Annotated in this window: 19 protein-coding genes; 9 read left to right on the top strand and 10 right to left on the bottom strand. The window is 67.1% G+C overall.

The window, feature by feature from the left end; translation table 11 throughout:
* Positions 1-272: 272 nt before the first annotated feature.
* Entirely contained in the window at positions 273-1,175 is a 903-nt protein-coding gene (locus ACWV14_RS32895) for a LysR family transcriptional regulator (protein WP_454908011.1), read from the bottom strand.
* Positions 1,176-1,286: 111 nt separating this feature from the next.
* On the opposite strand from ACWV14_RS32895, the gene gcl reads away from it, so the two are divergent.
* From gcl to ACWV14_RS32880, 3 genes are read left to right on the top strand one after another with little or no spacing between them, the layout of a single operon-like run.
* Entirely contained in the window at positions 1,287-3,080 is a 1,794-nt protein-coding gene (gene gcl / locus ACWV14_RS32890) for a glyoxylate carboligase (protein WP_454908010.1), read from the top strand.
* Between the two features lie 13 nt (positions 3,081-3,093).
* Positions 3,094-3,879, top strand: coding sequence for a hydroxypyruvate isomerase (gene hyi, locus ACWV14_RS32885; RefSeq protein WP_454908009.1), 786 nt, complete (start codon positions 3,094-3,096; stop codon positions 3,877-3,879).
* 27 nt (positions 3,880-3,906) lie between these two features.
* Entirely contained in the window at positions 3,907-4,815 is a 909-nt protein-coding gene (locus ACWV14_RS32880; RefSeq protein WP_454908008.1) for a 2-hydroxy-3-oxopropionate reductase, read from the top strand.
* Positions 4,816-4,908: 93 nt separating this feature from the next.
* On the opposite strand, the gene ACWV14_RS32875 is transcribed toward ACWV14_RS32880, so the two are convergent.
* Complete coding sequence (locus ACWV14_RS32875) at positions 4,909-6,246, bottom strand: NAD(P)/FAD-dependent oxidoreductase (RefSeq protein WP_454908007.1); 1,338 nt, start codon at positions 6,244-6,246, stop codon at positions 4,909-4,911.
* A 188-nt stretch (positions 6,247-6,434) separates the two neighbouring features.
* Here ACWV14_RS32875 and ACWV14_RS32870 point away from each other — a divergent pair, with 188 nt between their 5' ends.
* Entirely contained in the window at positions 6,435-8,738 is a 2,304-nt protein-coding gene (locus ACWV14_RS32870) for an NADP-dependent malic enzyme (protein ID WP_454908006.1), read from the top strand.
* A 70-nt stretch (positions 8,739-8,808) separates the two neighbouring features.
* Here ACWV14_RS32870 and ACWV14_RS32865 read toward each other — a convergent pair whose 3' ends face one another.
* Genes ACWV14_RS32865 through ACWV14_RS32855 form a run of 3 tightly spaced genes read right to left on the bottom strand, consistent with a single transcriptional unit; the run spans position 8,809 to position 12,376 of the window.
* A complete protein-coding gene (locus tag ACWV14_RS32865) occupies positions 8,809-9,600 on the bottom strand; it encodes an aspartate/glutamate racemase family protein (protein WP_454908005.1) in 792 nt (263 codons plus the stop codon).
* 28 nt (positions 9,601-9,628) lie between these two features.
* Positions 9,629-10,690, bottom strand: coding sequence for an S-methyl thiohydantoin desulfurase domain-containing protein (locus tag ACWV14_RS32860; protein ID WP_454908004.1), 1,062 nt, complete (start codon positions 10,688-10,690; stop codon positions 9,629-9,631).
* A 51-nt stretch (positions 10,691-10,741) separates the two neighbouring features.
* Positions 10,742-12,376, bottom strand: a complete 1,635-nt coding sequence (locus ACWV14_RS32855) for an OPT/YSL family transporter (RefSeq protein WP_454908003.1) — start codon at positions 12,374-12,376, stop codon at positions 10,742-10,744.
* A 157-nt stretch (positions 12,377-12,533) separates the two neighbouring features.
* Between ACWV14_RS32855 and ACWV14_RS32850 the strand changes: the two genes are divergently transcribed.
* The 4 genes from ACWV14_RS32850 to ACWV14_RS32835 all read left to right on the top strand — a co-directional run bounded on the left by ACWV14_RS32850 (position 12,534) and on the right by ACWV14_RS32835 (position 16,139).
* Positions 12,534-13,307, top strand: a complete 774-nt coding sequence (locus ACWV14_RS32850; RefSeq protein WP_454908002.1) for an IclR family transcriptional regulator — start codon at positions 12,534-12,536, stop codon at positions 13,305-13,307.
* 150 nt (positions 13,308-13,457) lie between these two features.
* Positions 13,458-14,492: an ABC transporter substrate-binding protein gene (locus ACWV14_RS32845; RefSeq protein WP_106938094.1), complete on the top strand. Its 1,035-nt coding sequence runs from the start codon at positions 13,458-13,460 to the stop codon at positions 14,490-14,492.
* Positions 14,492-15,355 carry an ABC transporter ATP-binding protein gene (locus ACWV14_RS32840; RefSeq protein ID WP_454908001.1) on the top strand — a complete coding sequence of 288 codons (864 nt, stop codon included), beginning with the start codon at positions 14,492-14,494 and terminating at the stop codon, positions 15,353-15,355. The genes ACWV14_RS32845 and ACWV14_RS32840 overlap by 1 nt, the downstream gene beginning before the upstream one ends.
* A gap of 13 nt (positions 15,356-15,368) precedes the next feature.
* Positions 15,369-16,139 carry an ABC transporter permease gene (locus ACWV14_RS32835; RefSeq protein ID WP_454908000.1) on the top strand — a complete coding sequence of 257 codons (771 nt, stop codon included), beginning with the start codon at positions 15,369-15,371 and terminating at the stop codon, positions 16,137-16,139.
* 24 nt (positions 16,140-16,163) lie between these two features.
* Here the strand turns inward: ACWV14_RS32835 and ACWV14_RS32830 are convergent, their stop codons facing one another.
* From ACWV14_RS32830 to ACWV14_RS32820, 3 genes are all read right to left on the bottom strand, one after another.
* Positions 16,164-16,802 carry a class I SAM-dependent methyltransferase gene (locus ACWV14_RS32830; protein ID WP_454907999.1) on the bottom strand — a complete coding sequence of 213 codons (639 nt, stop codon included), beginning with the start codon at positions 16,800-16,802 and terminating at the stop codon, positions 16,164-16,166.
* A 24-nt stretch (positions 16,803-16,826) separates the two neighbouring features.
* Positions 16,827-17,084 carry a hypothetical protein gene (locus ACWV14_RS32825; RefSeq protein ID WP_454907998.1) on the bottom strand — a complete coding sequence of 86 codons (258 nt, stop codon included), beginning with the start codon at positions 17,082-17,084 and terminating at the stop codon, positions 16,827-16,829.
* Positions 17,085-17,174: 90 nt separating this feature from the next.
* Positions 17,175-17,399: an oxidoreductase-like domain-containing protein gene (locus ACWV14_RS32820; RefSeq protein ID WP_454907997.1), complete on the bottom strand. Its 225-nt coding sequence runs from the start codon at positions 17,397-17,399 to the stop codon at positions 17,175-17,177.
* 76 nt (positions 17,400-17,475) lie between these two features.
* Between ACWV14_RS32820 and ACWV14_RS32815 the strand changes: the two genes are divergently transcribed.
* Positions 17,476-18,666: an acyltransferase family protein gene (locus tag ACWV14_RS32815; RefSeq protein WP_454907996.1), complete on the top strand. Its 1,191-nt coding sequence runs from the start codon at positions 17,476-17,478 to the stop codon at positions 18,664-18,666.
* On the opposite strand, the gene ACWV14_RS32810 is transcribed toward ACWV14_RS32815, so the two are convergent.
* Both ACWV14_RS32810 and ACWV14_RS32805 read right to left on the bottom strand, forming a co-directional pair.
* Positions 18,602-19,954 (bottom strand): sensor histidine kinase, encoded by a 1,353-nt coding sequence (locus ACWV14_RS32810; protein ID WP_454907995.1) that lies wholly within the window; start codon positions 19,952-19,954, stop codon positions 18,602-18,604. The two genes, ACWV14_RS32815 and ACWV14_RS32810, sit on opposite strands and share 65 nt — an antisense overlap.
* A complete protein-coding gene (locus ACWV14_RS32805) occupies positions 19,951-20,640 on the bottom strand; it encodes a response regulator (protein ID WP_454907994.1) in 690 nt (229 codons plus the stop codon). The genes ACWV14_RS32810 and ACWV14_RS32805 overlap by 4 nt, the downstream gene beginning before the upstream one ends.
* Positions 20,641-20,663 lie beyond the last annotated feature (23 nt).

Genomic DNA, 20,663 nt, shown 5'->3' with positions numbered 1-20,663 from the left:
CGAACGACCGCTCGCAGTCTGAAGCGAACACCGAGACACCTGCCCTTCGCACTTCTGCTTGTCCACCGCCCGTCTCTCACGAAAGCTCAGTGGTACGCCCCCGCAACTCCATCTGCAATCCGCCGTAGCGATCAACCCGCCAACCTCACAGCCGCGCCCATCGTGCGCAGGGCACCGGGTGCTCCCCGCAGCGAAATAAAGGAGGAGCGAAGCGGGGGACATTCGCGGAGGGGAGTACCCGGTGGCCTGTGCACGCGCCCTGGACGAACCCTTCAGCTCGACCACCAGCCCTCATCGAAACGCCCTTGCAGGAAGGCGACAAACCCCGACACCTTCCCCGGCACCAGCTTGGGCGAAGGAAAGACGGCATGGATCTCCTGCTCGGGCAAGGCATGGTCCCCAAGCACCTCACGCACCTTGCCGGTGGCCAGCGACTCGCTCGCCACATAGCGCGGCATCAGCGCGATGCCAAGCCCGTCCCTCGCGGCGGCCAGCACGGCCGACAGGTTGTTCGAGCGGAAGCGCCCCGACACCGGCACCGTGACCGGCTCGCCCCTTGGCGTGTGCATGCGCCAGAACTCGTCGCCCACCACGCTGCTGTAGATCAGCGCCACATGCGCGCTCAGGTCCTGCGCACGCTTGGGCGTGCCGTGCTTCTTCAGGTAGGCCGGTGACGCGACCATGACCCACGGGTTGGCGCCGAGGTAGCGCGCACCCAGCGACGAGTCGGCCAGCTTGCCCATGCGGATGGCCACGTCGATGCCCTGCGCGATCAGGTCCACGTAGCGGTCCTCGAAGCTCAGGTCGAGCTGCACCTGCGGATGACGGCTCATGTATTCGAGCGCCAGCGGCACCACCACCCGCCGCCCGAAAGCCACCGAGGTGCCCACGCGCAAGAGTCCCTGCGCCTGGTTCTGCCGAAGCTGCACGATGCTCTCGGCCTCCTCCGCCTCTCGCACGATGGTCTTGCACTTCTCGTAGTACAGCGCACCGGGCTCGGTGAGGCTCACGCCGCGCGTGTTGCGGTTGAGCAGCCGCACCTTCAGCCGCGCCTCGGTGGCCGCGACCTGCTTGGTCACGGTGGGCTGCGTCGTGTTGAACTCGCGCGCCGCCTTCGAGAAGCTGCCGGTCTCGACCACGCGCACGAACATTTCCATTGCAAGCAATCTGTCCATGGACGGATGGTAGTCACTTATTCCATGGCGGAATAGGTTTTATGGCCCGCAGCCGTCTTCTTCGAATGCGCCCCGCTTCCTACAGTGGGACCACCTCAAGGAGACATTCAAATGGCAAAGATGACAGCGGTCCAGGCCGCGGTTCTGGTGATGGAAAAGGAAGGCGTGGCGCAGGCCTTCGGCGTGCCGGGCGCGGCAATCAACCCGCTGTACTCGGCGCTGCGCCAGCGCGGCAGCATCGCGCACATCCTGGCGCGCCACGTCGAGGGCGCCTCGCACATGGCCGAGGGCTACACCCGCGCGGTGGCCGGCAACATCGGCGTGTGCATCGGCACTTCGGGCCCGGCGGGCACCGACATGATCACGGGCCTGTACTCGGCCTGGGCCGACTCCATTCCCATTCTTTGCATCACCGGCCAGGCACCGCGCGCGCGGCTCTACAAGGAGGACTTCCAGGCGGTGGACATCGAATCGATCTCCAAGCCCGTCACCAAGTGGTCGGTCACGGTGCGCGAGCCCGGCCAGGTGCCGCAGGTGTTTCAGCAGGCCTTCCACCTGATGCGCTCCGGCCGTCCCGGCCCGGTGCTGATCGACCTGCCCTTCGACGTGCAGATGGCGCAGATCGAATTCGACATCGACGCCTACCAACCGCTCACACCGTACAAGCCTGCCGCCACGCGCGCGCAGATCGAGAAGGCAATCGGCATGCTGAACGCTGCCGAGCGCCCGCTGATCGTGGCCGGCGGCGGCGTCATCAATGCCGATGCGGCCGACCTGCTGGTTCGCTTTGCCGAGGCCACCGGCGTGCCGGTGATTCCCACGCTCATGGCATGGGGCGCGATCGCCGACGACCATCCGCTGATGGCCGGCATGTGCGGCCTGCAGACCAGCCACCGCTACGGCAACGCGACCATGCTGGCCAGCGACTTCGTGCTGGGCATCGGCAACCGCTGGGCCAACCGGCACACCGGCTCGGTCGACGTCTACACCAAGGGCCGCACCTTCGTGCACGTGGACATCGAGCCCACGCAGATCGGCCGCGTGTTCACGCCCGACTTCGGCATCGTGTCCGACGCCAAGGCCGCGCTCGAACTGTTCGTGCAGGTGGCCGAGGAGATGAAGGCCGCCGGAAAGCTGCCGAGCCGCGGCGCCTGGGCCGGCGAATGCCGCGAGCGCAAGAAGACCATGCTGCGCAAGACCAATTTCGACGACGTGCCGATGAAGCCGCAGCGCGTGTACCAGTGCATGAACAACCACCTGGACCGCGACACTTGCTACGTGAGCACCATCGGCCTGTCGCAGATCGCGGCCGCGCAGTTCCTGCACGTGTACAACCCACGCCACTGGATCAACTGCGGCCAGGCCGGCCCGCTGGGCTGGACCATTCCCGCCGCGCTCGGCGTGCGTGCCGCCGACCCGGCACGCAAGATCGTCGCGCTCTCGGGCGACTACGACTTCCAGTTCATGATCGAAGAGCTGGCCGTGGGCGCGCAGTTCAAGCTGCCCTACCTGCACATCGTGGTCAACAACTCCTACCTCGGGCTGATCCGCCAGGCGCAGCGTGGCTTCGAGATGGACTACTGCGTGCAGCTCGCGTTCGACAACATCAACGCATCGGCCGACAGCGGCATCGAGCGCAGCTACGGCGTGGACCACATGAAGGTGGTCGAGGGCCTGGGCTGCAAGGCGATCCGCGTGCGCAGGCAGGAAGAGATGGCACCCGCCATCGAGCGCGCCGAAGCGCTCATGGCCGAGTTCCAGGTGCCCGTGGTGATCGAGGTGATGCTGGAGCGCGTGACCAACATCGCGATGGGCACCGAGATCGACGCCATCAATGAATTCGAACCGCTGGCCGAGAACACGGCCGATGCACCCACGGCCCTTGCCGTGGCAATGCTGGATTGAGGAGACCTTGCACATGCCCAAATTCGCAGCCAACCTCACGATGCTCTTCACCGAGTTGCCCTTCATGCAACGCTTCGAAGCCGCCGCCAAGGCGGGCTTCAAGGGCGTGGAGTACCTGTTCCCCTATGCCTTCGAGAAGAAGGAACTGGCCGCCGCCTTGCGCGCCAACGGCCTGCAGCAGGTGCTGCACAACCTGCCTGCCGGCGACTGGGACAAGGGCGAGCGCGGCATCGCCTGCCATCCGGAGCGCACCGGCGAGTTTGCCGAAGGCATCGCGATGGCCATCGACTACGCGACAGCGCTAGGCTGCCCGCAGGTCAACTGCCTGATCGGCAAAGTGCCGCCGGGCGCCGACATCAACGCCGTCAACCGCACCGTGATCGACAACCTGCGACTGGCCGCGCGCGAGCTGGAGGCCGCGGGCCTGCGCCTGCTGATCGAGCCGATCAACAGCTTCGACATTCCGGGCTTCTTCCTCACGCGCACCGACAAGGCGCTGGCGCTGATCGAGGCGGTGGGCTCGTCCAACCTGCGGGTGCAGTACGACATCTATCACGCACAGCGCATGGAAGGCGAACTCGGCAACACGCTCTCCAAGCACCTGGCCCAGATCGGCCACATCCAGCTGGCCGACAACCCCGGTCGCGGCGAGCCGGGCACGGGCGAGATCAACTACCCGTGGCTGTTCCAGCACATCGACTCGCTCGGCTACGACGGCTGGATCGGCTGCGAATACAAGCCCCGCACCGACACCGTCAATGGCCTCGGCTGGCGCGAGGCACTCACGCAAAAGCAATAAGCACCGGACAGACAAGGAAACACAGACATGGCAACCCAACAGAAAATCGGATTCATCGGTCTCGGCATCATGGGTGCGCCCATGGCGGGCCACCTGCTCGATGCCGGCCACCAGCTGTTCGTGAACACGCACGGCAACACGCCGGAGCCCTTCGTGTCGAAGGCCACCATCTGCGCCTCGGGCGCCGAGGTGGCGCGCCAGGCCGACATCATCTTCATCATGGTGCCCGACACGCCCGACGTGGAGAAGGTGCTGTTCGGCGAGCCCGGCAAGGAGGGCGTGGCCGCCGGCCTGAAGGACTCGCACGGCAAGATCGTGGTGGACTGCAGCTCCATCGACCCGATCGCGACGAAAGACTTCGCGCGCCGCATCACGGCGCTGGGCGCCGGCTACATCGACGCACCGGTTTCCGGCGGCGAAGTGGGCGCCAAGGCCGCGAGCCTCACCATCATGTGCGGCGGCGACGAGGGCACCTTCGGCCGCGTGAAGCCGCTGCTCGACAAGATGGGCAAGAACGTGACGCTGGTGGGCGGCGCTGGTGACGGCCAGGTCTGCAAGGTGGCCAACCAGATCATCGTGGCGCTGAACATCGCAGCCGTGAGCGAGGCGCTGGTGTTCGCCTCGAAGGCCGGCGCCGATCCGGCCAAGGTGCGGCAAGCGCTGATGGGCGGCTTTGCGAGCTCGCGCATTCTCGAAGTGCACGGCGAGCGGATGATCAAGCGCACATTCGCGCCGGGGTTCCGCATTTCGCTGCACCAGAAGGACCTGAATTTGGCGATGCAGAGCGCGCGCTCTTTGGGCGTCTCTTTGCCGCAGACTGCCAATGCGGCGCAGCTCATGAACGCATGCGCGGCGCTGGGCTATGGCCAGCTGGACCACTCGGCGTTGGTCAAGGCGCTCGAAGCGCTCGCTCAGCACACTGTCTCGCCGGACTGAGGGGCTGTCGGGGTCCGGGGGGCATTCGCGGAGCAGAGTACCCGTCGGCGTGAGCGCGCCCCGAACAAAACTCTCGCTGCGCCTAAAACGAGATCAGGTCTTCGCCGCGTCGAGAGACTCTTTCAAGTTGCGCCGGCGCCATGCCCAGGTCTTCACGGCCTGCGGCAGGATGCCGAGGCACGACGCGTAGTACGTGACCTTGAAGCCCCAGAAGCGCGGCCCGATGGGCGTGTCGCGGAACAGGTCGCCCGCCAGGATGGAAAGCAACGCCTCCTGCATGCGCCAGATGTTGCGCGGCGCCATGAACAGGCGGCGAATGGCCGGCGAGGTGATGCGGTAGATGAACCACGAGAACATCTTCGGCCCGCGCTTCATGACCTTCTCGTAGTGGCGGAAGGCACGCTCGGCTTCCTTCGCCTCGCCCTTGAGCCAGTGGTCGGCCGCGTTGGCGGCCTCGAAGCCGCTGTTCATCGCCAGGTACACGCCCGACGAGAACATCGGGTCGACGAAGGCATAGGCGTCGCCGACCATCATGAAGCGGTCGCCGCGGCAGAACTTCGAGTCGTAGGCGTAGTTGCCGGTGGAGGTGGCGCCTTCCATCAGCGTGGCGTTCTTCAGCCGCGCCGCCAGCTTGGGTGCCAGCGCGATGGTCTCCATCAGGAACTCTTCGAGCGAACCCTTGCGGCGCTTGAAGTAGGCCGGCGACGCCACCGCGCCCACGCTCACCGTGCCGTCTTTCAGCGGGATGTACCAGAACCAGCCATGGTCGAACCAGAACAGCGAGATGTTGCCCTCGAAACGGCCGGGCCGGCGCTCGGCGTTGGCAAAGTGCCCATAGAGCGCGGCACTCGCATGCTTTCGGTTGCGCTGCTTGGCGTCGAACTGGTTCGACAGCAGTGTGTCGCGCCCGCTCGCATCGATCACGAAGCGCGGGCGCCAGCTGGTTTCGGTGCCGTCGTCGGCCTTGACCTTCACCAGCGGGCGGTTGTCGGGCGTGCCCTTGCCCGCGTCCATGTCCACGCCCGTGACGCGCTGCCCCTCGAAGGTGCGCGCGCCCCGGTTGCCGGCATGGCGGAACAGCAGCTCATCGAACTCCGAGCGGCGCACGTGCACGGCGTAGGGAAAACTCTTGTCCATCGCCTGGCCGAAGTCGAAATGGCTGCTGTGGTCGTGCCAGGGCGAGACGAACTCGGCGCCGTGCTTGCGCAGGCCGATCGCCTCGACCTCGGTGCGCACCCCCAGGCGGTCGAACAGCGGCATGTTCATCGGCAGCAGCGACTCGCCGATGTGAAAGCGCGGATGCTGGGCTTTCTCGATCAGCACCACGTCGTGGCCCTTGTCGGCCAGCAGGGCTGCCACGGTCGAGCCTGAAGGGCCGCCGCCGATGACAACGACGTCCGGGTCGGTGCTTGTGAAAGGTCCGGGTGTCATACGCTCTTGCCCCTCGTTGTGGTTATGCCGCTGGTTAACGCCAGTTAACAGTTGCACAGTTTAGCGAACCGCCCGCCCGGCCTTATCCACCGGAAGATATGGATCCAGGCGTTTTCGGCATTCCCCCTGTAAGAACAAGCCGCGCTTTTGCGGTAGCCTCATTGCCCGTCAGAAACAAGGAGACTTTCATGGCTGCACCCCTTTCCCCTGCAGAAGAAGCACTTCGCGAGGCAGCGCGCGAGTACCACCGCTCACCCGTCAAGGGCAAGATCTCGATCACCCCGACCAAGCCCCTGCTGAACCAGCGCGACCTGTCGCTGGCGTATTCGCCGGGCGTGGCCTATCCCTGTCTCGACATCGCGGCCGACCCGTCGCTGGCGGCTGAATTCACGGCCCGGGGCAACCTGGTGGGCGTCATCACCAACGGCACGGCCGTGCTGGGCCTGGGCAACATCGGCCCGCTGGCCTCCAAGCCGGTGATGGAAGGCAAGGGCTGCCTGTTCAAGAAATTCGCCGGCATCGACGTGTTCGACATCGAGCTGGCCGAGAACGACCCCGACAAGCTGGTCGACATCATCGCGGCGCTGGAGCCCACGCTGGGCGGCATCAACCTCGAGGACATCAAGGCGCCCGAGTGCTTCTACATCGAGAAGAAGCTGCGCGAGCGCATGAACATCCCGGTGTTCCACGACGACCAGCACGGCACGGCCATCATTTCGGCCGCAGCACTTCTCAACGGCCTGGAGCTGGTCGGCAAGAAGATCGAGGAAGTGAAGATCGCCGTCTCGGGCGCCGGCGCAGCCGCCATCGCCTGCCTCGACGTGATGGTGGGCCTGGGCGCCAAGCCCGCCAACATCTACGCCTGCGACTCCAAGGGCCTGATCTACATGGGCCGCGCGGGCGGTTTCGACGAATCCAAGGCCCGCTACGCCCAGAAAGACACCGGCGCCCGCACCCTGGCCGACGTGGTGAAGGACGCCGATGTGTTCCTGGGCTGCTCTGCCCCGGGCGTGATGACGGCCGAGATGGTCAAGACCATGGGCACGCAACCCATCATCCTGGCGCTGGCCAACCCCGAGCCTGAAATTCGCCCCGAGCTGGCCAAGGCCGTGCGGCCGGACTGCATCATCGCCACCGGCCGTTCGGACTACCCGAACCAAGTCAACAACGTGCTGTGCTTCCCCTACATCTTCCGCGGCGCGCTCGATTGCGGCGCCAGCAAGATCACGGAAGAAATGAAGCTGGCCTGCGTGCGCGAGATCGCCGACCTGACCAAGGCCGACATCAGCGAAGAGGTGGCCACCGCCTACGCCGGCCAGGAGCTGGCCTTCGGCCCCGACTACATCATTCCCAAGCCCTTCGACTCGCGCCTGATCCTGCGCATCGCGCCGGCCGTGGCCAAGGCGGCGGCCGCTTCGGGCGTGGCCGCGCGCCCGATCGAGGACATGGACGCCTACCGCCAGCACCTGACGCGCTTCGTCTACCAGACTGGCATGTTCATGCGCCCGGTGTTCAGCGCCGCCAAGATCGCCGCCGCCAAGCGCGTGGCGTATGCCGAGGGCGAGGACGAGCGCGTGCTGCGCGCCGCCCAGCTGGCCGTCGACGAAGGCCTGGCACAGCCGATCCTGGTCGGCCGCCCCGCGGTGATCGAGGCCCGCATCAAGAAGGCCGGGCTGCACATCCGCGTGGGCACCGACGTGGAAGTCGTCGACCCCGAGGACGATCCGCGCTTTCGCATCTACTGGGAGAGCTTCCACAAGCTCATGGGCCGCCGCGGCGTCACGCCCGAGGCCGCCAAGACCATGGTGCGCCGCTCCAACACCATCATCGCCGCGCTGATGCTGCACCTGGGCGATGCCGACGCCATGATCTGCGGCCTGGTCGGGCGCTTCGACGTGCATCTGGAGCACATCCGCAACCTGATCGGCCTGAAGCGCGGCGCGCCGGGCTTCGCGACGCTGAACGCGCTCACGCTGGAAAAGCGCACCGTCTTCATCACCGACACCAACGTGAACGAAGACCCGAGCGCCGAGCTGCTGGCCAGCATCGCCATGATGGCGGCCGAGGAAGTGCGCCGCTTCGGCCTGCCGCCGAAGGTGGCCTTCCTCTCGCACTCGAACTACGGCACCTCCAGCCGCGGCTCGGCACGCAAGATGCGCCTGGCGCGCGACCTGTTCGCGCAGATGGCACCCGACATCGAGTGCGACGGCGAGATGCACGGCGACTCGGCACTGTCGGAAGAGATCCGCCGCACCGCCCTGCCCGAGACCACGCTCACCGGCGAAGCCAACCTGCTGGTGTGCCCGAACCTGGACTCGGCGCACATCCTCTACAACGTGCTGAAGATGACCGGCGCCAACGGCATCACGGTCGGCCCGATCCTGCTGGGCGCGGCGGGTTCGGCGCACGTGCTGACGCCCACGTCGACCGTGAGGCGCATCGTCAACATGACGGCGCTGGCAGTGGCGAACGCGACGACTGCACTGAAGTAAGACGGTTTTCCGTCCATGGAAGACGCCCCGCCGCGGTGATCCGCGGCGGGGCGTTTTTCTTCGGCGTCGGTCAGGCGCTGAAAGGCGACGCGATGGGCACCTGCGACGGGTCGAAGACATTCCAGGCCATCAGCTCTTCGGCCTCCGGCGGCGGCTCGCAACCGCCGACGCGGCTGGGCTTCCAGCCGAAGCGCTGCTTCGTATCGGCCAGCGCCTCGGCACGCTTGAAAGCCGCCAGCGCCGAATCGATGACGGGCACGCCCAACACGTCCTGCAACTGCCTGTAGAAGCCGAACTCCAGGGTGCAGCCGAGGATGAGCGCCTCGGCGCCGTCTTCCTCGATGGCACGGCGGCCCTGCTCGACCATGCGGCGCACCGTCTCGTCGCGGTCGCGCTGGAAGTCTTCCACGCCCAGCTGCAGCGCACGGCAGGAAGCCAGCAGATGGCCGTGGCCGTACTCGCGCACCCGCGACTCGATGCGCGGCACCCACTTGCGGCGCCCGACGATGACCGACACCTTCTGCGCCAGGTTCGAAGCCACCTCGAAGGAGGCCTGGCACGGCGCGACCACCACCGTTTCCGCCGAGATCTCGCGCGCCTCGACCAGCACCGGGTCGTAGAAGCAGCCCAGCACCACGGCGTCGAACTTCTTCACGGCCGCATCGCGCACCACCCGCACGATGTCGGCGCCCAGCAGCGCCTCGTAGCTCTGGTACTCGACGTGGTGCCGCACCGAGGGGTTTCGCAGCGACACCACCTCGACCTCGGTGCCGGGGTTCTTCACTTCGGCGAATTCACGGGCAAAGCGCTCGTTGTAGGTGTCGTTGTCGACCGTACGGATCCATCGCACGCGCAGGGTCATGTTGGCTTCTCCTCGAGGGTTGAACGGGTCAGGCCAGCGCCTCTTCAGGCGCGAAGGCCTCGCCCAGCGACTTTTCCAGCGGGCGGTACAGCTCCGGCATGAACATCGTGCGAGAGAGCAGCAGCCGCGCGCGCGGCGCGACCAGCACGCGCAGCTTTGCACCCCGGCGCACATGGGCCGACACCACCGGCTTGCCGTCTTCCGAGAAGGTCATCACGAGGTCGGGGAAGCGCGCGATGCGCTTGCCGCCCTGCTCCAGCAGCATGTATTCGTTGATGAAGCGCAGCGTGGTGCGCGCCGCGTCGTCGAGTTCGACGATGCCCACGTCCAGCCCTTCCTGCTGTTCGCAGCGGTAGGTGAGCACCTCGCCTTCGGCCACGATGCGCCCTTCCAGCGCGCGGGCCACGGCATCGACGCCGCCGTCGAGATAGGTCTGGCCCAGCGCGATCGCCTGGCTGATGGCACCCGGCGCACCGTGCTGGCGGGCATAGCCGACGTTGACCGGGTTGCGCGCCACCGCCACGAGGCCGCCGGCCTCGACGGAAGCGCGGCGCACCACGGCGGAGGTCTGCTCCAGGCGGCCCGACACCACGCCTTCCACGTAGCGATGCGGCTCGCCGCCCGAGTAGGCCTGCACCGAGAGGTAGTCGGGCTCGGTGTGCAGGCCCAGCGCACCCATCACGCTCGACGGATGGGCCCGGCCGTTGCAGGCGAGGTCGATCACGGGCAGGCCGCTCATGGCCGCATGGAACCAGCCGTTGACGGTGGTCTCGGCGCCGTTCTCGTTGGCATGCAGGCCGACCAGCTTCTGGCCCGCGGGCAGCTCGCGGCGCAGAAGTTCCAGCGTTCGAAGCAGATGCGCGGGCTGCACGTGCGGGTCGGGCGCGGCCGGGGCGCCGACCAGCGCCATGGTGGCGGTGAGCGCCGAATGGTCGAACTCGTCGACGCTCCACAGCTGCGGCGTGCCGACCTGCAGCGCCAGGCGGGCGGCGCGCTCGCCGGATTCGATCAGCCCGCCGCCACCGCCGCCGAGGATGGCGCCGCCCCAGATGGCCGCGCGGAGGTCGTCGCTTGTCAGATTGCGTTTCATGGATTCGTTGTTCCTGAGTAGTGAAAGGGAAGAAAGGAAAGGCGCGCGGCGCTACTTGCGCAGGCTCTTCACGACGCCTGAGAAGAAGCTGTAGAGCGCATCGCCGGCGATCACGCCGCCCGCGAACACTTCGAGCTTCTCGCGTGCCGTGGCGCCGAGCACCCGGTGAACCAGCAGGCGACAGGCGATGCCGGCGGCGACCATCCAGCCGGCCATCGGGCTCGCGATGAGCAGCCCGGTGGCGAACAGCACGCCCAGTTGCTGGCGTGCGCCGCCCAGGATCTGCAGCAGCGCGCCGGGCACGGCCCACAGCGCAAGATTGCGCGCGGTGTCGCCGGAGATGCCGGCCTTGATGGCGGCCACGTAGGCCGCATTGATGGGCGCGGTCTGGTGATTGGCGAAGAACAGCTTGTAGCTGCATGCCACGACCACGATCGCCACGGCGAAGCCCACCATGCCCGCGATCATCTGCTCGCGCCGGCCCTCGGTCTCGAAGGGCGTGCCCGATGTTTCGCCGCGCAGCAGGTGCCCGGCCTTCAGGTCGTAGCCCATGTCGGCGAAGGCGGGGCCCGTGGCTGCGGAAAAGCCCGCCAGCACCACCAGCGCCTCGGGCGGAAAGCCGATCAGGATGCCGATCAGCAGCGAGATCAGCGCCACCGCGAAGGCCGGGAACCAGCCCGAGTGCATGGCCGCGATGCCCACGATCAGCTCGTGCACGAAGGCCGCGAAGGTACCGTAGATGACGAAGCAAACGAGCATGCCGGGCGACATGCCGGTGTACACGCCGGTGCCCACGGCCAGCAGCACCATGATGGCGAGGTAGCCCGCACCGCCCAGGCGCAGCGAGCGGCCGAGCGCGGTGGCGCCGCGCGCTTCCTGCGAGACCGGGGCGCCGGGCGCGGCGCCGCGCCTGCCGAGCACCACGCGCCCCACCTGCGCCAGCGCCACGATGCCTGCGCCGATCATCATGCCGTGCGGCACATGGAGCGCGCCGATGTCCAGCCCGAACAGCGGCGTCGAATAGCCGCGCACCAGCAGCCCGACACCGAAGGCGATCATCGCGCCCAGCCCCCCGATCAGCGCCACGCCGAAGGCCGACATCGGCAGCTTGAACACCGCCCCCGCCACGCCCGTGGCCAGCCCGCCCAGCAGCAGCCAGGCCTGCTTGCCGCCGCCGTCGCCCGCCTTGATGGCCTCGGCCGCCGCGATGCCCAGCGGCCAAGGGTTGCTGGCCGGGAACGCGGGCGTGTCGAACATGCGGTACAGCAGCCAGGCGTCGAGCAGCATCGCCAGGCTCACGCCGACGAGCATCGGCACCACCATGTCCGGCAGCCCGAACAGGAACGGAATGCCGATGGGCAGGAACAGGCTGTTGGCCGCGCCGAAAGTGGCCGACGAGATGCTGGTCTGCGCGAGGTTCTGTGCATGCACCGAGCGGAAGCCCCGGAACATGGCGAGCGGCACGCGCGCCAGCGTCATGGCCGCAAGCGCACCGATCAGCGAAGTGCTCGGCGTGATGCCCAGGCTCGCCAGCATCTGGATGCCGACGATGGCGCCGAACACGCTCAGCACCACGGTGAGGATCAGGTTGGCGGGCGCCAGCGCCTTCGGGTGCAGTTCCGAAGACGGGTGGGTGGCATGGGCGTCGTCGCGCGGCGGCACGGCGGCCGTCACCTCGTGGTTCATGGTCATTCCTTGTAGTTCCATTTTATGGAACCAAGTCCAATAAAATTGAACTTAATGATATGACTGGCCAAACCGCTGTCAAGGCTGGTTCACCCCGATCCGGCGAACACCCCGCGCGCCGAACCTATGATCCCCAACCGTCAACAAGCCAAGAAATATGAGCACCCTCGCCAACGCCATGGACGTCCTGAAGCTGATTGCGCGGCTGCGCCGCGACATCACGGTGACCGACGTGGTGACGGAACTGGGCCTGCCCAAGAGCTCGGCCTCGCGCACCTTGAGCATGATGGCCGGCTACGGCTTTCTCGACCGCGACACGGCCACGCGCGCCTACCGCCCGGGCGGGGTGATCATGGAAGCCTCCTACCACTTCCGCGCTTCGCGCAACGCCGCCTCGCTGGTGGAAGAAGCGCTCGACGCGCTGGTGGCCGAGACCCGCTTCACCGGCTACATCAACGTGCTCGACGGCACCGACACGCTGGTGATCCAGATGCGTACCGGCGCCGGCGCACTGCAGATCTACACGCCGCCGGGCAGCCGCGCACCGGCCTACTCCAGCGCCATGGGACGCGCTCTCTTGGCCCGGCAGAGCGACGCCGAAGTGACGGCGCTGCTCGGCGGCCGGCTCGACCAGGGCCGCGGCGACGCGCCACGCACGCGCAAGGACCTGCTGGCCCGCCTCGCCGTGATCCGCGAGACCGGCTGGGCCCTGTCGCGCGGCGAATACGTGACCAACGTGGCGGGCATCGCATCGGCCGTGTTCGACGCGGCCACGCGGCAGGCCTACGCCTTCGGCATCGCGCTGCCCGCGGAGATGCTGTCGGACGCGCTCGTCGAACGCTTCGGCGCCATCGTGCGCGACGCCGCGGCGAGTGTCGGCAAGCGCGTGGGCGACCCATATTGGCTCGCATTCGGTGCAAGCGCCCCTTGAAATCGAAGGGATTTCCCGTCGAAGGTGCAGATTCCAGGGGCAACGCACCACCCTGATTCACGGGAAGGGTTCGCACCAATCACGTGCGGGCACCGTTTTTGCTTGAATGCCGGCAACACCTTGCATTCACCTTTCACGGAACGATCCCGCATGAACAAGCGCCACCTGCTCCAGTCCTTCCTCGCCGCCTCGGCCCTCAGCTTCGGCCTTGCTCCGGCCTTCGCGCAGACCTCGACGCCGATCAAGTTCCAGCTCGATTGGCGCTTCGAAGGACCGGCCGCGCTGTTCCTGCATCCCGCCGCCAAGGGCTACTTCAAGGCAGCCGGGCTCGACGTGACGATCGACGCGGGCAACGGCTCGGGCGGCACCGTCACGCGCGTGGCCTCGGGCGCCTACGACATGGGCTTCGCAGACCTCGCGGCACTGATGGAGTTCCACGCGAACAACCCCGACAGCCCCAACAAGCCGGTCGCGGTGATGATGGTCTACAACAACACGCCGGCCTCGGTCATGGCGCTCAAGAAGAGCGGCATCACCAAGCCGGGCGACCTCACCGGCAAGAAGCTGGGCGCGCCGGTGTTCGACGCGGGCCGCCGCGCGTTCCCCATCTTCGCCAAGGCCAACAACATCGGCGCCGTCAACTGGACCGCCATGGACCCGACGCTGCGCGAGACCATGCTGATGCGCGGCGACATCGACGCCATCACCGGCTTCACCTTCACCTCGCTGCTCAACCTAGAGGCGCGCGGCGCCAAGGCGGCCGACGTGGTGATCCTGCCCTACCCCGACTACGGCGTGAAGCTGTACGGCAACGTCATCATCGCCTCGCCCAAGCTCATCAAGGAGAACCCGGCGGCGGTGAAGAAATTCCTCTCGGCCTTTGCCAAGGGCGCGAAGGAAGTCATCGCCAACCCGGCCGTGGCCATCGAGTCGGTGAAGGCGCGCGACGGCATCATCGACAGCAAGCTCGAAACCCGCCGGCTGCAGCTGGCGATCGACACCGTCATCAACAGCGCCGATGCGCGCGCCGAGGGCTTTGGCGCAGTGAACTCGGGCCGCATGTCGCTCATGGCCTCGCAGGTGTCCGACGCCTTCGCCACCAAGACGCGCGTGAACCCCGACGCCGTGTGGACCTCGGCCATGCTGCCGCCGGCGGCCGAACTCAACGTCCTGACGAAGAAGTGATGGCGGACGCATCGCTCGCAACAAACACGGCCGCCCCCTTCGTCGACTTCCAGGACGTCTGGCTCGCCTACAACGAGGAGTTGCTTCGCGCCAACCACTTCGCGGTCGAGGCCATCGACCTGAAGGTCAAGCGCGGCGAGTTCATCGCCATCGTCGGCCCCTCGGGCTGCGGCAAGTCGACCTTCATGAAGCTCACCACCGGGCTGAAGATGCCGTCGATGGGCAAGATCCGAATCGACGGCCAGCCCGTGACCGGGCCGCTCAAGATCTCGGGCATGGCTTTCCAGGCGCCGTCGCTGCTGCCGTGGCGCACCACCGTCGACAACGTGCTGCTGCCGCTGGAGATCGTCGAGCCCTACCGCTCCAACTTCAAGTCGAAACGCAAGGAATACGAAGAGCGCGCCCGACGGCTGCTGCAGAAGGTGGGCCTCGGCGGCTATGAGGACAAGTTTCCCTGGCAGCTCTCGGGCGGCATGCAGCAGCGCGCGAGCATCTGCCGCGCGCTCATCCACGAGCCCAAGATGCTGCTGCTCGACGAGCCCTTCGGTGCGCTCGACGCGTTCACGCGCGAAGAGCTGTGGTGCATCCTGCGCGATCTGTGGACCGAGCAGCAGTTCAACGTGATCCTGGTCACGCACGACCTGCGCGAATCGGTGTTCCTGGCCGACACGGTGTACGTGATGAGCAAGAGCCCGGGACGCTTCGTGGTCAAGCGCGAGATCGAGTTGCCGCGCCCGCGCGAACTCGAGCTCACCTACACCAAGGAGTTCACCGACATCGTGCTGGAGCTGCGCGGGCACATCGGTGCCATCCGCAACACCGGCATCAGCGCGGCGCAGACCGCCGCCGCCGTGTCCCATTGAGCCGCGCATCACCATGAAGAACACCAAGCAAATCGAACGCTGGTCGCCGTGGCTGCTGCTCGTGGCGGTGCTCCTGCTGTGGCAGGTCATCTGCGCGGGCTTCGAGGTCTCCGACTTCATCTTCCCCAGCCCCCTGCGCATCTGGAACCAGTTCTGGGAGTTCAAGGAAATCATCGCGGGCCACGCGTGGCGCACCTTCTGGGTCACGATGGCGGGCTTCGGCCTGGCGATCGTGGTGGGCGTGCTGATGGGCTTCGTCATCGGCAGCTCGCGCGTCGCGTACGCGGCGATCTACCCGCTCATGACGGCCTTCAACGCACTGCCCAAGGCGGCCTTCGTGCCGATCCTGGTGGTGTGGTTCGGCATCGGCGCGGGCCCGGCGATCCTCACGGCCTTCCTGATCAGCTTCTTCCCGATCATGGTCAACATCGCGACCGGCCTCGCGACGCTGGAGCCCGAACTCGAAGACGTGCTGCGCGTGCTCGGCGCCAAGCGCTGGGACGTGCTCATGAAGATCGGCCTGCCGCGCTCCATGCCCTACTTCTTCGGCTCGCTGAAGGTCGCGATCACGCTGGCCTTCGTCGGCACAACGGTGAGCGAAATGACGGCGGCGAACGAAGGCATCGGCTACCTGCTCATTTCCGCCGGCTCGGCCATGCAGATGGGCCTGGCCTTCGCGGGCCTGATGGTGGTGGGCGCGATGGCGATGCTGATGTACGAACTCTTCAGCGTGATCGAGAAGCACACGACGGGGTGGGCGCACCGGGGGTCACAGAATCAGTAGGCTGCGGGCCGCCGGGCGGACCAGTCAGTTCTTGCGAGCCAAGATGTAGGGGCAGTTGTCTCTGCCCTTCGCTGCGTGGCGTTCAACCGCAAGGACTTCGAAGCCTGCGGCATCTATGCACTGGCTCAGTTCTGCCGCCTGGAATGCGCCCGCATAGGGCGCCTTCCCGATCGCCTGCATCGCGGGCAAAAGGGCAAGCCGGATGAGCGGATTCATGTCTCCAAGGCAGGGGGTCTTGGAGATAAACAGGCCTTCCGGCGCAAGCAAGGCATGGATGCAGCGCAGCGTGCCAGGCAGGTCGCGGATCAGGTGGAGATAGTTGAGGCCCATGACGACGTCGAACCTCGATGCGTCCAGCGCCAGCACCTCTGCGGTCGCTGCGCGAAAGGCCAGCGCCGGCATCGGCGCGGCGGCGTGTTTTTCCTTGGCGATCTCGATCATCCCAGTGGAAATATCGGTCGCGAGATAGCGCTGAACGCCGCCTGCGAGCCGCAGCGCCGTCGTCCCCGTTCCGCAGCCCAGTTCCAACACGCTGGCATTTCGCTTCAACAGGGCACGAGTCCGAGCCAGGGTGCGCTCGTAGCCGGCCTGATCCGCGATCGTGCTCGTTGCGTATTTGCGTGAGGTGCGATCCCAGAATCTGGCGTCGTTCTCCATACCCATGGCGACCCCTCCAAGTACGCAGGCTCAGGGCCAAATCAAAAAGTACCAACCCACGCCGGCAGCGACGTAGGCAGCAACACCGATGAGCGTCATTGCGCCTTCGGATGCGACCAAGGCACTGTCGTCCAGTTCTTCGCTGACACCGTCCAGGAACCGCCAGCCGTGGTCGTCTTCGTCGTGCGAAACATGCAGGATCGGCCTGCTTCGATCCAGAACGCTTTTGGAGAAGACAGCCGCACAGTTGCGAGGCTGGTCGAACGGCCATTTCATGATGTCGTCCACAGATTTCCTTTGAACCACAGGTTCAGGTGCCGCTCATTCTGCCGCGCCGTCCGATAGCCACACCCCTTGCAAGAAGGGATACAGCCCCACTCAACCCAGCAACAGCGCGGCCTCGTCCCGCCAATAAGCCACCGCGCCCAGCCACCCTTCCCACACGCAGCCATTGCAGCCGCGCCCGCAGCAGGTGGTGGGCTCGGGTGGCGGTGCGCGCATTGCGATCCCTTGGGCATCGAGCAACGACTGCACGCGGGCGATCAGCGCATGGGCACTGGCAAGGTCGTTGGGCGGGAAGAGGTCGTGATCGGCAAGAGGCATGGCGGGCAGCCTCTTATTGTCGGTGCTTCAGCAGCCCTTCAGACACTGGACGATGGCGGCTTGCAGAATCGCCGCGATGGCCCCTGTCGCAGCGCCCACCGATCAGCCTCTTGCGCGCATGGCGCACGTCGATCTGCTTCGCGGCATGCTGGTCGTGTTCGTCGTCCTGCTGCATGCGAACCTGCGCATTCCTTTCGGACCACCGGCGCTGGCGGAGATGCTGGGGCCACGGATCTCCGGCATCCTTTTTCGCAGCGGCTACTACGCGGTGATCGTGTTCTTCGTGGTCTCGGGCTACCTGATCACGAGCGCTTCGATATGGCGCTGGGGCGACCTGTCGAGGGTACGGCCGGCGGCGTTCTATCGATTCCGCGCGGCGCGCATCCTGCCGAGCCTGTTGTTGCTGCTGGCGGTGCTGGCCGTGCTGCACTTGGCGGGCAGCCCTTGGTTCGCACTCGACACCGCCAAGGTTCCGCTCTGGCGCGCACTGCTCGCGGCGCTGGGCCTGCACCTGAACTGGCTGGAAGCGCAGGTCGGCTACCTGCCGGGACCCTGGGGCGTGCTGTGGTCGCTGTCGGTGGAAGAAGCCTTCTACCTGTTCTTCCCGTTGCTGTGCGTGCTGGCCGGCAGCGAGCGGCGGATGGCGTGGCTGCTGGCGGTGCCGATCATGCTGGGGCCGCTCGCGCGCAGCAGCGTGTTCAGCAACAACGAACTGTGGCAGGACCATTCGTACCTTTCGGGCATGGACGGCATCGCCTTCGGCTGCCTGGCCGCGTTGCTCGCGCACCGCGTGCCGCGCCTGCCGCCGCCACTCGTGCGGCGTGCCGTCATGCTGGGCGGGCTCGCGCTCAGCCTGCTGGTCTTCTGCTTGCGCAAGGAGGTGCACCAGTGGGGACTCACGCGCTTCGGGCTACAGGTCTCGCTGCTGGAACTGGGCGTGGCGCTGCTGCTGGTGACGACGCATTGGCGCCCCTGGGGCTGGTGCGCCGGCATGGCCGCCGCGCCGCTGCGGTGCTTCGGCCGTCACAGCTACGAGGTCTACCTGACTCACATGTTCGTGGTGATTCCCGGCGCGTGGCTGTTCCAGCGCAGCGGCGCGCCGCCCGCGTGGATACCGCTCTGGTTCGTGCTGGTGGTCGCAGCCTCGGGCCTGCTCGGGCAATGGCTGGCGCAGGGTTTCTCGCAGCCGTGCAACCGCGCGCTCAGGCCGCCAGGTTCAGCTCCAGCCGCATCCTCGCCCCGCCCGATTCGCTCGACCCGATCGTGAGCTGGCCACCGTGCAGCCGCGCGACCTCCGCCACCAGATGCAGGCCGAGCCCTGCGCCGCGCCCGCGCGGCACCAGCCGGTGGAACGGTGCCACCACGCGCTCGCGGTCGGCCTCCGGAATGCCCGGCCCGGAGTCGAGCACCTCGAAGCCCGACGGCTCCCACAGCCGCACCTGGATGTCGCAGCCCTGACCGCCGTGCTCGATGGCGTTCTGGATCAGGTTGGTGAGCGCGCGTTCGAGGGAAGGCGCGTCGCCGCGCACCAGCAGCGCCCGGGGCGCTTCGACCGACAGCGTGCAGCGGTTCATGATCGCCAGCGGTGCGATGTCGGCCGCCACGCGCTCGCACAGCGGCTTCAGGTCGACCTGCGCATCGTGCGAGGCGATGCGGTCCAGCCGCTGCAGGTCGAGCAGTTGCTCGGCCAGCGTGGCCAGTCGCGCGGAAGCCTGCTTGAGCTTCACTTTCAGCGGATCGTGGGGCAGCCGCTCCAGGTGGATCTGCAGGGTGGTGATGGGCGTGCGCAGTTCGTGCGCGGCATCGGCCAGGAAGCGCTCCTGCCGGTCGTAGCCTTCGTTGAGCCGGTCGAAGGCCCGGTTCACGGCGTTGACCAGCGGGCGGATCTCGCTCGCCACGTTGGCCAGCGGCAGCCGCGTGGTGCGCTCGTGCACGTCGATGCTTTCCGCATGCTCGGCGGTGGCCACCACGCCCTTGAGCCCGCGCTTGACCACGAAGGGCGTGGCCAGGATCACGCCAAGGCAGGTCACCAGCGCCATCGGCGCCACCAGGAAGAGAAACACCAGGCCCGTGCCCTTGAGCGTGGTCTTGACGGTGAGCGGCGCGCCGGTCTGGGCCACCACGTTGACGGGGCCCGTCGCGTCGGTTTCCACGCGCTCGAAGCGGGCCTTTGGCTGGGTGTTGTCCTTCGACGGATCGATGGTCAGGCGCTCCATGCCGTCGAGCGTGGTCGCCAGGCCGGCGTACTTCGCGGGTACATCGCCGTGCCGCACTTCGGAGCCCGCGGCATCGCGCGCGATGAACCAGAAGGACGAGTCGGCCTCGTCCAGGCGCTGGATCTCGGGGGTCGGCGCGACGGCGAGCCGGCCTTCGGCGTCACGCATGAGCGCGCGCTGGATCACCGCGATGGTCTCCTGCCCGGTCTCGTCGACCATGCGGCCCGCCACCCACGCCAGGCCGATGAAGCCGCCCAGCACCAGCGAACCCACCACCACCTGCAGCAGGATCAGGCTCCAGATCAGCCGCCAGCGCAGCGAGAGCAGGCTCAGGCTCATCCGTTGTTCGACGGCGTGGCCGCGCAGATCAGGTAGCCCACGCCGCGGATCGCGTGGATCTCGACCTGCGCGCCGGCCTTGTCGAGCTTGGAGCGCAGCCGCGACACGTGGGTGTCGAGCGCGTTCGACTGGATCTCGTCCTTGTGGCCGTAGACGCGGTCCTGCATGGTCTCGCGCAGCACGGTGCGGCCGCGGTGCTCGAGCAGCGCCTCCAGCACCAGCAGTTCGCGGCGCGGCAGCGTGAGGTTCAGGTCACCGACATGGGCCTGCCGCATGTGGTGGTCGAAGCTCAGCTGCCCCAGCGTCATGGTGAAGTTGGCGCGCACCGCGGGGCGCCTGGCCAGCGCGCGCACGCGGGCCATCAGCTCGTCCATCGAAAAGGGCTTGGCGAGGTAGTCGTCGGCGCCGCCGTCGAGGCTCAGCACCCGCTCGGCCACATCGGTCATGGCCGTGAGCACCAGCACGGCGGTGGGAATCTCGTTCTGCCGCAGGAAGCGCACCAGCGACAGGCCGTCGCCGTCGGGCAGGCCCCGGTCGAGCACGATCACGTCGTGCGGCGCGCTCAGCACCGCTTCCTCGGCCTCGCGCAGCGAGCCCGCTACGTCGACCACCGCCTGGTTCTGCCGCAGGGCCGAGGCCAGGGCTTGCGCCAGGTCGACTTCGTCTTCGACGAGCAGGATTCTCATGAGGGATGCGGCAAGGGCTGGAT

The organism is Variovorax durovernensis (assembly GCF_977011995.1).
This window is presented reverse-complemented; position numbering and strand designations above follow the sequence as displayed.